The sequence below is a fragment of the Tessaracoccus sp. SD287 genome (assembly GCF_017355265.1).
Lineage (GTDB): Bacteria > Actinomycetota > Actinomycetes > Propionibacteriales > Propionibacteriaceae > Aestuariimicrobium.
On sequence record NZ_JADIJQ010000014.1, the window covers coordinates 1 to 13,810 of the forward strand.

At 68.0% G+C, this 13,810-nt stretch carries 14 protein-coding genes and 1 pseudogene; 8 read left to right on the top strand and 7 right to left on the bottom strand.

Features of this window, described 5'->3' with window-relative positions; all coding sequences use genetic code 11:
• The 3 genes and pseudogenes from IPV09_RS07465 to IPV09_RS07475 form a co-directional block, all read left to right on the top strand.
• Positions 1-288, top strand: a pseudogene (locus IPV09_RS07465) (hypothetical protein); the annotation flags it as partial.
• 173 nt (positions 289-461) lie between these two features.
• On the top strand, positions 462-992 hold the full coding sequence (locus IPV09_RS07470) for a hypothetical protein (RefSeq protein WP_207474620.1): 531 nt from the start codon (positions 462-464) through the stop codon (positions 990-992).
• A gap of 31 nt (positions 993-1,023) precedes the next feature.
• Positions 1,024-1,728 carry a prepilin peptidase gene (locus IPV09_RS07475; RefSeq protein WP_207474621.1) on the top strand — a complete coding sequence of 235 codons (705 nt, stop codon included), beginning with the start codon at positions 1,024-1,026 and terminating at the stop codon, positions 1,726-1,728.
• 1 nt (position 1,729) lies between these two features.
• Here the strand turns inward: IPV09_RS07475 and trpD are convergent, their stop codons facing one another.
• The 3 genes from trpD to IPV09_RS07490 are packed head-to-tail and all read right to left on the bottom strand — an operon-like array spanning position 1,730 to position 4,255.
• Positions 1,730-2,797, bottom strand: a complete 1,068-nt coding sequence (gene trpD / locus IPV09_RS07480; protein ID WP_207474622.1) for an anthranilate phosphoribosyltransferase — start codon at positions 2,795-2,797, stop codon at positions 1,730-1,732.
• The gene (locus IPV09_RS07485; protein WP_207474623.1) at positions 2,790-3,236 is read right to left on the bottom strand and encodes a response regulator; all 447 of its coding nucleotides are present in this window, start codon (positions 3,234-3,236) and stop codon (positions 2,790-2,792) included. The genes trpD and IPV09_RS07485 overlap by 8 nt, the downstream gene beginning before the upstream one ends.
• Complete coding sequence (locus IPV09_RS07490) at positions 3,236-4,255, bottom strand: cytochrome c oxidase assembly protein (protein WP_207474624.1); 1,020 nt, start codon at positions 4,253-4,255, stop codon at positions 3,236-3,238. Before IPV09_RS07490 ends, IPV09_RS07485 begins: the two co-directional genes overlap by 1 nt.
• A 247-nt stretch (positions 4,256-4,502) precedes the next feature.
• Here IPV09_RS07490 and IPV09_RS07495 point away from each other — a divergent pair, with 247 nt between their 5' ends.
• The 4 genes from IPV09_RS07495 to IPV09_RS07510 are packed head-to-tail and all read left to right on the top strand — an operon-like array spanning position 4,503 to position 8,757.
• Positions 4,503-5,099, top strand: a complete 597-nt coding sequence (locus tag IPV09_RS07495; RefSeq protein ID WP_207474686.1) for a heme-copper oxidase subunit III — start codon at positions 4,503-4,505, stop codon at positions 5,097-5,099.
• A 15-nt stretch (positions 5,100-5,114) separates the two neighbouring features.
• A complete protein-coding gene (locus tag IPV09_RS07500) occupies positions 5,115-5,918 on the top strand; it encodes a c-type cytochrome (protein ID WP_207474625.1) in 804 nt (267 codons plus the stop codon).
• Complete coding sequence (locus tag IPV09_RS07505; RefSeq protein WP_207474626.1) at positions 5,915-7,030, top strand: ubiquinol-cytochrome c reductase iron-sulfur subunit; 1,116 nt, start codon at positions 5,915-5,917, stop codon at positions 7,028-7,030. Before IPV09_RS07500 ends, IPV09_RS07505 begins: the two co-directional genes overlap by 4 nt.
• Positions 7,030-8,757, top strand: coding sequence for a ubiquinol-cytochrome c reductase cytochrome b subunit (locus IPV09_RS07510; RefSeq protein ID WP_207474627.1), 1,728 nt, complete (start codon positions 7,030-7,032; stop codon positions 8,755-8,757). The genes IPV09_RS07505 and IPV09_RS07510 overlap by 1 nt, the downstream gene beginning before the upstream one ends.
• An 84-nt stretch (positions 8,758-8,841) precedes the next feature.
• Here IPV09_RS07510 and IPV09_RS07515 read toward each other — a convergent pair whose 3' ends face one another.
• The gene (locus tag IPV09_RS07515; RefSeq protein ID WP_207474628.1) at positions 8,842-9,189 is read right to left on the bottom strand and encodes an MGMT family protein; all 348 of its coding nucleotides are present in this window, start codon (positions 9,187-9,189) and stop codon (positions 8,842-8,844) included.
• Positions 9,170-10,105 (bottom strand): polyphosphate kinase 2, encoded by a 936-nt coding sequence (gene ppk2 / locus IPV09_RS07520; RefSeq protein ID WP_207474629.1) that lies wholly within the window; start codon positions 10,103-10,105, stop codon positions 9,170-9,172. Before ppk2 ends, IPV09_RS07515 begins: the two co-directional genes overlap by 20 nt.
• A gap of 103 nt (positions 10,106-10,208) precedes the next feature.
• On the opposite strand from ppk2, the gene IPV09_RS07525 reads away from it, so the two are divergent.
• Complete coding sequence (locus IPV09_RS07525) at positions 10,209-11,672, top strand: GuaB1 family IMP dehydrogenase-related protein (RefSeq protein ID WP_207474630.1); 1,464 nt, start codon at positions 10,209-10,211, stop codon at positions 11,670-11,672.
• Positions 11,673-11,737: 65 nt separating this feature from the next.
• Here the strand turns inward: IPV09_RS07525 and IPV09_RS07530 are convergent, their stop codons facing one another.
• Positions 11,738-12,133, bottom strand: coding sequence for a cytochrome c oxidase subunit 4 (locus IPV09_RS07530; RefSeq protein WP_207474631.1), 396 nt, complete (start codon positions 12,131-12,133; stop codon positions 11,738-11,740).
• The gene (ctaD, locus tag IPV09_RS07535; protein ID WP_207474687.1) at positions 12,130-13,770 is read right to left on the bottom strand and encodes a cytochrome c oxidase subunit I; all 1,641 of its coding nucleotides are present in this window, start codon (positions 13,768-13,770) and stop codon (positions 12,130-12,132) included. The genes IPV09_RS07530 and ctaD overlap by 4 nt, the downstream gene beginning before the upstream one ends.
• Positions 13,771-13,810: the final 40 nt, after the last annotated feature.

Below are 13,810 nucleotides of genomic sequence, written 5' to 3' on the forward strand. Positions count from 1 at the left end.
ACCGAAGAGGTCCCCGTGACCGACGTCACCCCTGAGGACGACCAGGTGGGCACCACCGTGGATGACCAGGTCGACGAGCAGGCGGCCACCGCTGCCGAGGGCACCGTCTACGGCGAGGGCTCCTACTCCGGCGCCGAGCCGCCGGAAGGCTTCACCATCAAGGGCAACGAACGCTCCAAGAAGTACCATGTGCCGGAGTCGGGTGGCTACGAACGCACGATCGCCGACGTGTGGTTCAACTCCGAGGAGGCGGCCCAGGCGGCCGGCTTCTCCAAGGCGCAACGCTGACCCTCAGCGCACTGAGCCGAATGTGATCCACCAGCGGGACCCGGACGAATCGTCCGGGTCCCGCTGTCGTGTCCGGAGCATCAGCAAGGTTTTCGACACCACCGTCACATGAAACGCTTCCCCGGATGGGCATTACCAGGTGAGAGGACATTCCCATCCAGCCAGGAGTCGACATGTGCACCCATCCCCCGCCACCCTCTGCGCACGACTGGCACCAGGCCGCCGGGCACCCCGTGCCGGTAGTGCCCGCCTGGCCCTTCCGCGCCTACCTGCTGCACGTGGCCGAGGCAGTCGACCTGCCCTGGCGGGCGGTGGCCCTGAGCGCCGGCCTTGATGCGCGGACGGCCGCGGCCATCCTGGGCAGCCGACCCGGGGGCGGGCTGCTCACCTCCAGCCAGGCGGCGGCCGTGGTGGCGCTCGACGCGAACAGGTTGCGCTGGCGTGCAGGTCTCGACGTCGATGCCCACCATGCCCGCACCATGGCGCAGGCCCTGCGCGGGGCCGGCTTCGGGCTGCCCACGATCGCCGCGTTCCTCCGTCTGTCCCGACCCGAGACCTCGGCCCTGCTCGACGGATCCGTGACCCGATGCAGCCAACGCACCGAACTGCTGGCCAGTGCGGCGCTGCAGGCCCGCCGGATTGCCTGCCCCGGCAGCGCGTCGGCGCCCGCGACGCGCCGGACCGGACTGCGCGCCGTGGCCTGAGGTGGGTCCCCCAGTCCCTAGGGTGGCAGGCGTGGAGACATCACCATGGGCACTGCTGCTGTGGCCGGGGCTGGGCACCGGTCTGGCGGCTGCCGTGCTGGCGCTCGCGGTCGCCCGCTTCGTGGTGCCCCGCCTGCCGGAGCCCGCACCCGACCCGGATGACGACTACGTCAAACCGCTCTACCGCGACCTGCTGCATCCGCGGGCCATCGTCCCCAGCGTGGTGCTCGGTTTCCTTGCCGGGCTGGTGGCGCCGCTGGCCGGGCCGATGGTCGGGGCCGCGGTGGCGCTGGCCGGGGCGGGGGCCGCCCTGGCCGTCGTGGATGCGTACACCACCTATCTGCCGCGACGGCTGCACCTGCTCACGTCGGCGCTGGTCGTCGCTGCAGCGGTGCTGGGGGTGGCCCTCAGTGAACCCGCCGTCGGCTGGCTCCCCCTCGGACTGGGGGCAGCCTTCGGGGTGGTCGCCAGCCGCACCCTGTTCTGGGTGGTCTGGCGCGTCGGTGACGGATTCGGCTACGGCGACGTCCGGCTGGCTGGTCTGGTCGGTGGTGTCGCCGGGGCGCTGGGCGTGCAGATGTGGTGGCAGTCGTTGCTCGCCTCGGCGGTCATCGGTGCGGTCGCCGGCCTCGGGGTGCACCTGTGGCGGCGTCGTCACCCCTCACCGCTGGGCTCGGCCTTCCCCTACGGCCCGGCCCTGTGGGCCGGTCCGTTCGTGGCGCTGCTGGTGGTCTAGTTCAGGCGACGGCGTTCTGGCTGAGCGGAACCCACGTGTCGAGCAGACGCTGGGCAGCCCCGGAGTCGATGCCGTCCTCGGCGCGGCGCAACGCCGCCCGCAGCTGCTCGTCGAAGCCACCTGCCAGGTCGGGGCCGTCGAAGGCGACCAGCGCCGCGGCGGCGTTCAGCACCACGATGTCACGCACCGGCCCGGTCTGGCCGGCAAAGACGTCACGCACGACCTGCGCATTGTGCGCGGGCGGGCCACCGACCAGGTCGGCCGCCTGGGCAGCCTGCAGACCGAGGGTGCTCGGGTCGAGGGTGGTGGTCACCACCTGCCCGTCGGCGAACAACCACACCGAGGAGGTGGTGGTGGTGGTCAACTCGTCCAGACCGTCGGCCCCGTGGAAGACCAGCCCACGGGAGTCGCGGCGGGCCAGCACCCCGGCCATCAACTCGGCCATCCGGGCGTTGGCCACCCCGATCGCCTGCGCCCGCGGACGCGCCGGGTTCGACAGGGGGCCCAGGAAGTTGAACGTGGTCTGCACACCCAGTTCCTTGCGGGCGGTGGCGGCGTAGCGCAGCGAGGAGTGGAATCGTGGCGCGAACAGGAAGGTCATGCCCACGGTCTGGAGGATCTCGGCGTGCTTGTCCAGCGGCACGTCCAGGGCGACGCCCAAGGCCTCCAGGCAGTCGGCGGTGCCGCACATTGACGAGGCCGCCCGGTTGCCGTGCTTGATGACCTTGGCACCGGCAGCAGCGGCCACCATCGAGGCCATGGTCGACACGTTGACCGTGTTGGCGCGGTCGCCCCCGGAGCCGACCACGTCGACTGCCTCACGGTCGAGTTCCAGCGGCACGGCACGAGCGAGCATGGCGTCGGCCATGCCGCCGATCTCGTCGATGGTCTCGCCCTTGGCGCGCAGCGCGACGGCCAGTCCGGCGATCTGCACCGGGGTGGCATCACCCGACAGCACCTGGTCCATCGCCCAGCGTGCCGTCTCCTGGTTGAGGTGGCGGCCCTGGATGAGTCCGGTCAGCAGGTCGGGCCAGGTGGAAGCAGAGACGAGGTCGACCACCTCAGGCATGGGTCACCGGGGCGTCAAAGGTCGCCACCTCGTCGACGTCGCGGCGACGGTGCTTGCGCACCATTTCGGCGAAGATGCCCGGCAGGGTCAGGGGGTCGACCGGCAGCCCGGTGACGGCCTCGGCCCGCGACCAGGCCGCCAGCCACGCGTCATCCTGGCGGGCCACCAGCAGCAGCACCGGCGGGCAGTCGGCAAGTTCGTCATGCAACTGGTAGCCCAGACCCATGCCGCCGGTCGGGGTGGCCTCACCGTCGAGGATCAGGGCGTCGAACTTCTCGTTGTCGAGGATGCGGATCACCGCGGGGCCGGTGGCCACGTCGACGGTCTCGATCGGGGGCAGGTCCGCGGCCACCGTTCGTCCCAGCGCCGTGCGGATCTGGAGACGGGTGTTGCGGTCATCGGAGTAAACCATGACCTTCAGCGGCTGCTCAGCGCTCATCAGTGATCGTCCTTCGCGTGGTTCTCGTGCCATTGCGTCGCGGCAGCGGCATCCTCCCGGCCCACTGTAGTGGTGGCGGCATCGGTATCGTAACGCCCGGCACCGGCCGGGCGTTGCGCCCTGGCCTCCAGTTCCTCCTGCCGGTCCAGCGCCCGGTCGATGCGTTTGGCCTCCTTCTGGGAGTCCTTGAACCAGTTGATGCCCAGGGCGGTGAGCACCGTCAACATGGTCAGGTCACCGGTGGCCCACAGGATTCCGCCGGCCCACGCCTGGTCACGCATGGGGCTCAGTCCCCAGTCCCGGTCAAAGGCCAGGTACCAGTCCTCGGCGATCAGCCGGGTGGCCCCCATGATGGTCACCCCGATGAAGGCGTGGCCCGGCATCGCCAGCAGCACCAGGAAGAAGCGCAGCGGGTAGGGCAGCTTGTTGGGCAGCGGGTCGACGCCCATGATCGGGACGAAGAAGGTCACTCCGGCGTAGACCATCCAGATGTGCAGCGCGTCGTGCATCCAGTCATTGCGCATCGTCATGGTGTACAGGTCGCTCATGTACAGCGCGAAGGGGTAGCCGATCATCACGGCGGTGGTCAGCGGCGGGAAGAGCAGCACCTTGGCAACCCACGAGTGGAGCACCGCCAGCAACCAGCCCCGGGGACGCTTCGGCAATGCCCGCAGGGCCAGGGTGACCGGTGCGGCCTGGGCAATGTGCACGCCGACCACCATGGTCAACACCATGTGCTGGACCATGTGCACCCAGAACAACACGTTGTCGTAGACGCCGAGGAAGCTGAAGGTGGCCACACCGATCCAGGTCATGCCCGCCACCCAGGACACCGTGCGGTAGACGGGCCAACTGTCGCCGCGTCGACGCAGCCGCAGCACCCCCCACAGGTACAGCGCCACCGAGACCAGGATCGGGACCAGCGCGCCGAGTTGCACGTCCCAGGTGGTCAGGTAGCCCCACCCGCCGAGCGCCGGGATGGCATCGTCGGGGGTGGCATGCAGCGGCAGAAGGTCCATGGGCCGAATTATGGCACCCCGTCCCCAGCGGCCCCCCGCCCTGCCCTAACGTCAGGTGGGGACAAGTGCGAGGCCACAAGCTGGACACAAACTGGGGTCTGACATGACCTAACGCAGATTTGTGGGCATAATCAGCGGCGTGGCTACTCAACAGACGACTCGCACCATCGCGGTGCCCAGCGGCGCGCTGCATCCCATCGCTTCAGCGCGCCTCAACAAGCCCGTCGGACGACCGGACATGGTCCCGGTGGGCACGTGGGTGTGGCTCGCGTCCGAACTCATGTTCTTCGCGGCGCTGTTCGCCGCGTTCTTCATGATCCGCGAGAACACTTACAGCATCGCTGCTGCTGACGGCAGCACCGCGCTGTGGGTCAGCGAGAAGGCCCACCTGGCCACCACCTTCGCCGCCATCAACACCCTGGTGCTGATCCTGAGCTCGGTCACCTGCCAGTTCGGTGTCCACGCCGCCGAGCATGGCCACGTCAAGCGTCGCGGCGGGCTGGCCAACCTGGCCAAGTGGGGCATGCGCGAGTGGTACATCCTCAGCTTCCTGCTGGGCTCGTTCTTCATCGCCGGCCAGGTCTACGAGTACGCCACCCTCGCCAGCGAGGGCTTCACCCCGCAGGCAAACGTGTACTGGTCGCTGTTCTTCCTGGCCACCGGCTTCCACGGCCTGCACGTGCTGGGCGGCCTGATCGCCTTCCTGTACGCGCTGGGGCGCACCTACCTGGCCAGGACCTACACCCACGAGCAGACCGTCACGGCGATGGTCGTCTCGTACTACTGGCACTTCGTCGACGTCGTGTGGATCATCCTGTTCGCGGCCATCTACCTCCTGCCCTGACCCGAAAGGAAGACCATGCGATTCCTCTCCAAGCGGCGCCGCCACCCCGCCGCCAAGCCCCTGGCGCTGGTGCTCGCCCTGTTCGTGATGGGCGCCCTGTACTCCGCCCTGCTGCCGGCCGCGCAGTCGAATGCCGACGACACCACCGCCAAGTCGCAGATCGCCCAGGGCAAGGACCTGTTCGAGCTGAACTGCTCGTCGTGCCACGGCCTCAACGGCGAGGGCACCCCTGAGGCGCCGACCCTGATCGGCGTCGGTGCCGCCAGCGTCGACTTCCAGATGGAGACCGGCCGGATGCCGATGGCGCGCCCCGAGGCGCAGGCACCGGCGAAGAAGACCCTGTACAGCGCCGAGGAGATCTCGGCGATCGCGGCCTACGTGGCCAGCCTGGCCCCCGGCCCGGCCATTCCCAGCGAGGACCAGTACAGCGACACCGGCCTGACCGCTGCCGAACTGGCCCGCGGCGGTGAACTGTTCCGCACGAACTGCTCGGCCTGCCACAACTTCGAGGGCCGCGGCGGTGCGCTGCCGAACGGCAAGTACGCACCGGCGCTGACCGAGACCACGGACAAGCACATCCACGAGGCGATCCGCACCGGACCCCAGCAGATGCCCGTCTTCTCCAGCAGCGTGCTGACCGACCAGGACGTCACCCAGATCGTGGGTTACCTCAACAGCCTGCACGCCTCACCCAACGGCGGCTTCGACATGGGCGGTCTTGGCCCGGTCGGTGAGGGCCTGTGGGGCTGGGTACTGGGACTGGGTTCGCTGGTCCTGATCGCTGTTTGGCTTGCCAAGAAGGGAGCTCGTGCACGATGAGCGACAATTCCACCTCACCGCAGGGCACCCACGTCCACCAGGGGCCGCTGGCCCCCGAGGACTACGTCGGCGCCGAACTGGCGACCCGGGCACCGGTCGCCAACCCGGGGCTCGAGGAGCACATCCCGCGTTACACCGACGTCAACAAGGCCGCCGGTGACCGCGCCTACCGCCAGGTGCTGACCATGCTCGGCCTGGTGCCGCTGCTGGCCATCGCCTTCGTGGTGATCTACTTCGCGGTCGACCGCGAGACGATCTTCACGTTCGGTCCGGTGCAGGCCTTCGCCCAGCACCTGGGTCTCGGCCTGACCGGTGGTCTGGCGGCTCTGCTGATTGGTCTGGCCTGCATCCACTGGGCCAAGCAGTTGATGGCTGACCACGAGGTCGCCGAGGACCGCCACCCGATCGCCTCGCCCGACGAGGACAAGAAGGCGCTCGCCGCACAGTTCCAGGCCGGCGCCGAGGAGTCGGGCCTTGGTCGACGCAAGCTGATCGGTGGTGCCCTGGCGGGTGCCATCGGCATGGCGGTGGTCCCGGTCGTCGTGGTCCTGGCCGACATGGGTCCCCATCCCGGTCCCGGTCTGCGTGCCGCCACCATCGAGGAGACCCTGTGGGCCGAGGGCGTGCGCCTGGTCAACGACGTCAACAAGCTGCCGCTGCGCCCCGAGGGCATCGAGATCGGCCAACTGGTCAACGGCCAGCCCGAGAACCTGTTCGACCTGCACGGGACGAAGTTCCAGCAGGAGAAGGCCAAGTCGAGCATCGTGGTCGTCCGAATGGAGCCCGACCGCATCAAGATCCCCGAGTCCCGCAAGGACTGGCACGTCGGTGGGATCCTCTGCTACTCGAAGATCTGCACGCACGTGGGGTGCCCCATCAGCCTGTGGGAGCGCACCACCCACCACCTGCTGTGCCCCTGCCACCAGTCGACCTTCGACCTCGGCAACTCCGGTGTCGTGGTCTTCGGGCCGGCGGCACGTTCACTGCCCCAGTTGCCCATCAAGGTCGACTCCGAAGGCTTCCTGGTCGCCCAGGCTGACTTCAACGTCCCCGTCGGCCCGAGCTACTTCGAGCGTGACTCGCGCAATGACTACAAGGACGGTGACAACTGATGGCCAAGCCAACGTCAGTCGCTGAGACTCCCTCCCCGGCGATCACGCCCGGGAAACCCACCAAGCCCAGCCCCGCCAAGGCTGCCGCCGGACCCCTCAATTGGGCCGACGAGCGCCTCGGCCTGGCATCGATCGGCAAGGCCGGCCTGCGCAAGGTCTTTCCTGACCACTGGTCGTTCCTGCTGGGCGAGGTCGCGCTGTACTCGTTCATCGTCCTGCTGCTGACCGGTGTCTTCCTGACCATCTGGTTCAAGCCGTCAATGGCCGAGATCGAGTACCAGGGCACCTACCAGTTGATGCAGGGACTGCAGATGTCGGAGGCCTTCGCCTCGACCCTGGACCTGTCCTTTGACATCCGCGGTGGCCTGCTGGTGCGCCAGATCCACCACTGGGGCGCCATCCTGTTCATGGCCTCCATCACTGCCCACATGCTGCGCGTATTCTTCACCGGCGCCTTCCGCAAGCCTCGCGAGATCAACTGGCTGATCGGTGTCGGCCTGTTCGCCCTGGGCACCATCGAGGGCTTCGCCGGCTACTCCCTGCCCGACGACCTGCTCTCCGGAACGGGTCTGCGCTTCGTCGACGGCCTGATCCGATCGATCCCGCTGATCGGCACCTGGGCCGAGTTCTTCGTCTTCGGCGGGGAGTTCCCCGGCGAACTGATCGTGGCCCGGCTGTACATGGTGCACATTCTGCTGGTGCCGGCGATCCTGCTCGGCCTGATCGCGGCGCACCTGGCCCTGATCGTGTTCCACAAGCACTCCCAGTACCCGGGCCCGGGTCGCACCGAGCAGAACGTGGTCGGCTACCCGCTGTTCCCGGTCTACATGGCCAAGGCCGGCGGCTTCTTCTTCGTCGTCTTCGGGGTGCTGGTGCTGATGGGTGGTCTGATGCAGATCAACCCGGTGTGGAAGTACGGCCCCTACAACCCGGCACAGGTGACGGCGGGCTCGCAGCCTGACTGGTACATGGGCTGGCTGGAGGGCGCGATCCGCATCGTCCCGCCCATGGAGTCCCACCTGTGGGGCACCACCTGGACGTGGTCGGTGTTCCTGCCGGGGGTGGGCCTGATGGGTCTGCTGTTCACCGGTCTGGGCGCGTGGCCGTTCATCGAGAAGTGGCTGACGGGCGACAACCGTGAGCACCACATTCTCGACCTGCCGCACCAGGCCCCGACCCGCACCGCCTTCGGGGTGTCGATGATGACCGTCTACGCCATGTTCTGGATCGGTGGTGGCAATGACATCATCGCGACCCAGTTCCACATGAGCCTCAACGGCATTACCTACTTCCTGCGGGTGGCGGTGTTCGTGGCCCCGGTGCTGGCGTTCATCATCACCAAGCGCATCTGCCTGAACATGCAGCGTCGTGACCGCGAACGGGTGCTGCATGGTGGCGAGACCGCGATCATCCGACGCGACGCCGAGGGCGGCTACACCGAGCCGCACGAGCCGCTCTCGCACGATGAGGTCTGGACCCTCACCCAGCACGAGGCCCCCGAGGTGCTGGTGGCCGATGACGGGGTCAACGCTGCCGGTGTGAAGACCGGCAAGAAGGTCTCCAAGCTGCGTGCCGCTGCCTCACGTTGGTACCACGGCTACCAGATTCCGCGGCTGACCCGCGCCGAGATCGAGGACGCCAAGCACCACCACGACGACCAGGACGACCACGCCGAGGTGCCGGGCGACGACCGCATCGAGACCAGGCAACTGGACTCGACCCACTGAGGTTCGGCAACAGCACAGTGACAACGGGCGGTTCCCTTCGGGGGGCCGCCCGTTGTCATGTCCCCCCTGACCGGTGGCCACCGGTCAGGCCCGGACCACTCCCCCGGCGGCCTCGAAGTCGCTGGCCAGTCGGGCCAGGTCGGCGCGGTGGTCGGTAATGCGGCAGCCGCGGCCATGGGCGGCCACCGTGATGCCCTCGACAGCCCACTGCTGCCGGGCCTGGTCCAGCACGGTGAGCTCACCGGCGTGGTTGGTCACCCGCCACCAGTTCGTCTGGTGGCCGTACCGGGCCAGGATCCGGCCGACCTGCCGGGGCCCGATGCCGACCAGGGCTGCCACGTCGCCGTAGCTGACCACCCGTCCCGGTGGCACCTGGTCGACGGCCAACAGCACCTGGGCGACCAGGCCCTGGTCAGTCGTGGACGGCGTCACGGCCGCGCTGGACGATCAGCGGGTCGGGCTCACGGACCACCGTGTCGTCCCGGCCCTCGTAGTCGAACTGGTTGAGGAAGAAGCGCATGGCGTTGAGCCGTCCACGTTTCTTGTCGTTGGAGCGGACCAGGGTCCAGGGTGCGTGGTCGGTGTCGGTGCCCAGGATCATGGCCTGCTTCGCCTCGGTGTAGGCATCCCAGCGGTCCAGGGACTCCAGGTCCATCGGGGACAGCTTCCAGCGCCGGACCGGGTCGATCTGGCGGATGGCGAAGCGGGTGCGCTGCTCGCGCTGGGTCACCGAGAACCAGAACTTGGTGAGGTAGATGCCCGACTCCACCAGCATCCGTTCGAACTCCGGCACCTGGCGCATGAACGTCGAGTACTCGTCCTGGCTGCAGAATCCCATCACCCGCTCGACCCCGGCCCGGTTGTACCAGGACCGGTCGAACAGCACCATCTCGCCGGCGGTGGGCAGATGGCGCACGTAGCGCTGGAAGTACCACTGGCCGGCTTCGTGTTCGGTGGGCCTGGTCAGGGCAACGGTGCGCGCGGCGCGCGGGTTCAGGTGCTCGGTGAAGCGCTTGATGGTGCCACCCTTGCCGGCGGCGTCGCGTCCCTCGAAGACGATCAGGTGCTTCTTGCCGTGGTCCTGGCCCCAGTACTGCAGCTTGAGGAGTTCGACCTGCAGCTTGTACTTCTGCTCCTCGTACTCGTCGCGGTCCATCAACTGCTCGTAGGGGTAGTCCTCACGCCAGGTCTCCACCGCGCGTCCCTGCGGGTCGACCAGGGCTGGGTCGGTGCCCTCGGGATCGCCGACGGTGTAGCCGGCGTTGACCAGGCGGTCGATGAACTCGCGCAGGTTCACCTTGTCCTCGTGGACGTCCTCCAACCGCTCGTTGATCTTGTCCAGGTCCATCAGTCGTCACCTCCTCTGCCCACCCCACCCTAGTCATCGAGTCGTCGGCAGGGACGCCAGCGGGGTGAACAGTTCTCAACATTTCCGCCGGGGTGAGACAATCATGCACGTGAAGTTCCTTGGTGCGATCCCTGACTATGACCTGACCTACAACGACGTCTTCATGGCACCCAACCGCTCGTCGGTCGGGTCCCGTGGCAACGTCGACCTGACCAGCACCGATGGGCTGGGCACGCCGCTGCCGCTGGTGGTGGCCAACATGACGGCCATCTCGGGGCGCCGGATGGCCGAGACCATCGCCCGCCGCGGCGGCGTCGCCATCCTGCCGCAGGACATCCCCACCGATTTCGTGGCCGAGTCCATCGCGCGGGTCAAGCGGGCACACACCGTCTTCGACACCGCGATCACGCTGGCCCCGACCACGACGATTGGCGAGGCGATGTCGCTGCTGCACAAGCGGGCCCACGGGGTCGCCATCGTGACCGACGACCGTGCCCCCATCGGCATGGTCTCGGCCGCCGAGTTCGACAATGCCGACCGCTTCGCCCAGGTGCAGGACGTCATGTCGACCGACCTGACCATCGTCGGCCCGGGGGCGACCCCCGAGGACGTCTTCGCCACCCTGGCGGCGCAGCACCAGAAGGTGGCGCTGGCGGTGGGCAGCGACGGCAAGCTGGTCGGCCTGATGACCTCCAAGGGGGCCCTGCGCGCTGCCCTGTACGCCCCAGCCCTTGATCCGCAGGGGCGGCTGATGGTCGGCACCGCGGTCGGCATCAACGGCGACGTGGCCGGGCGGGCGCGGACCCTGCTGGAGGCCGGTTCGGACGTCCTGGTGATGGACACCGCCCACGGCCACCAGCAGAAGATGATCGACGCGCTGCAGGCCGTGCGCACCGTCCGTGACGAGTTCGAGGCCGACACCGGACGCCGGGTGCTGCTGGTGGCCGGGAACGTGGTCACCGCCGCCGGCACCCGGGACCTGGTCGAGGCTGGTGCCGACATCGTCAAGGTCGGCGTCGGGCCCGGCGCCATGTGCACCACCCGGATGCAGACCGGCGTCGGACGTCCCCAGTTCAGCGCCGTGCTGGAGTGCGCCACGGCCGCCCGCGAGCTGGGCAGGTCCGTCTGGGCCGACGGTGGCGTCAAGCATCCCCGCGACGTGGCCCTGGCGCTGGCAGCCGGCGCCGGCAGCGTGATGATCGGTTCCTGGTTCGCCGGAACTCACGAGTCGACCGGTGACATGCAGGTCGACCACAACGGGCGCCGGTACAAGGAGTCCTTCGGCATGGCCAGCGCCCGCGCCGTGCGTGCCCGCACCGCCAACCAGACCGCCTTCGAGCGTGCCCGTGCCGCCTTGTTCGAGGAGGGCATCTCGAGTTCGCGGATGTACCTCGACCCGGCGCGTCCCGGCGTGGAGGACCTGGTCGACTTCATCACCTCGGGACTGCGCTCGTCGTGCACCTATGCCGGCGCCGCCAGCCTCGCCGAGTTCGCCGAGCTGGCCCTGGTGGGCGTCCAGAGCTCCGCCGGCTACGAGGAGGGGCGTCCGGTCGCAGTCAGCTGGTGAGGACGCGACAACGGCCCCGGTGGAAACCGGGGCCGTTGTCGTCAGTGGACCAGTGCGGGACGTGCTCAGTGGGCGTAGTCGCCGCGGTAGAACTCGAAGACCCACCCGGACAGGGACCACAGCCCCATGCCGATACCGGCCAGGGTCAGCCACCAGCCCAGCGCCGGGCCGAGCGCGATGACGGTCATGGTCAGCGCCACCCACAGCGGCCAGATGCTCTTGGGCGGGAAGAACCCGAGGTCGCCGGCGCCCTGGTAGATCTCACCGTCGGCGTCGTCCGAGACGATCGTCCCGGACTCCTTGGCGGCGATCAGCGTGTAGGTCATGATGATCAGCGACATCACGCCCGACAGCAGCAGGGCGGTGACGCCCACGGGCTCGCGGGTCATGACGAAGTAGACCGCGTCGACGACGAAGAAGTAGATCGCCAGTGCCAGGAAGATCTTGGCTGAAGTCCTCATCGGGTGAGCTCCTTCTCGTGCTCGTCGGCGTAGCGCTGCAGGACGTCGTCCTCGATCTCGTACTCGGCGTTGGCCAGTTCGGGATGCTTGGCGTCAAAGGCCGGGTAGGGCGAACGAATGCGCGGCAGCTTGGTGAAGTTGTGTCGCGGCGGCGGGGACGAGGTCGCCCACTCCAGCGAGCGTCCCCAACCCCAGGGATCGTCGACGCCCACCAGGGGGCTCTTGCGCGAGATCCACACGTTCCAGAAGAACGGCAGGAAACTGATGCCCAGCAGGAACGCGCCGAACGTCGAGATCTGGTTGAGCAGGGTGAAACCCTCCCAGGCGCCGTAGTCGGCGATGCGTCGCTGCATGCCCTCCACGCCCAGCCAGTGCTGGACGAGGAAGGTCAGGTGGAAGCCGAAGAACAGGGTGAAGAAGTGGATCTTGCCCCAGGTCTCGTTCAGCATCCGCCCGGTGATCTTCGGCCACCAGAAGTACAGGCCGGCGAACATGGCGAACACGACCGTGCCGAAGACCACGTAGTGGAAGTGGGCAACCACGAAGTAGGTGTCGGAGACGTTGAAGTCCAGCGGCGGCGAGGCCAGGATGACGCCGGTCAGGCCACCGAACAGGAAGGTGACCAGGAAGCCGATGGCCCACAGCATGGCGGCGGTGAAGCTGATGGACCCGCCCCACATCGTGCCGATCCAGTTGAAGAACTTCACCCCGGTGGGCACCGCGATCAGGAAGGTCATGAACGAGAAGAACGGCAGCGACACCGCACCGGTGACGAACATGTGGTGGGCCCAGACCGACACCGACAGGGCGCCGATGGCCAGGGTGGCCATCACCAGGCCGACGTAGCCGAAGACCGGCTTGCGGCTGAACACGGCCAGCACCTCGGTGATGATGCCGAAGAACGGCAGCGCGATGATGTACACCTCGGGGTGGCCGAAGAACCAGAACAGGTGCTGCCACAGGATCGGACCACCGTGGGCGGGGTCGAGGATGTGGGTCCCCAGCATCCGGTCAGCGCCCAGCACCATCAGACCGGCCGCCAGGACCGGGAAGACCAGCAGCACCAGGATCGAGGTGACCATGATGTTCCAGCTGAAGATCGGCATCCGGAACATGGTCATGCCCGGCGCGCGCATGGTGACGATGGTGGTCAGGAAGTTGACGGCGCCCAGGATGGACGACCAGCCCATGATGTAGAGACCCATGATCCACAGGTCTCCACCGACACCGGGCGAGTGGATCGCGTCCGACAGCGGGGCGTAGGCGAACCAGCCGAAGCTGGCGGCGCCACCGGGGCTCAGGAATCCGGCGCAGGCCGCCAGCGAACCGAACAGGTACAGCCAGTAGGCCAGCATGTTCAACCGCGGGAAGGCCATGTCGGGGGCACCCAGCTGCAGCGGCAGGATCGCATTGGCGAACCCGGCGAACAGGGGGGTGGCGAACATCAGCAGCATGATCGTGCCATGCATGGTGAACAGCTGGTTGAACACTTCCTGGTGCATGTACTGCATGCCGGGGGCAGCCAACTCCAGGCGGATGCCCAGCGCGAGCAGGCCGCCGAAGCAGAAGAAGGCGATCGTGGTGATGAAGTACAAGTGGCCGATGCGCTTGTGGTCGGTGGTGGTCAGGTACAGCATCACCAGCGACCCGATGCTGCGGGCCTTGGCATCGGTGCGC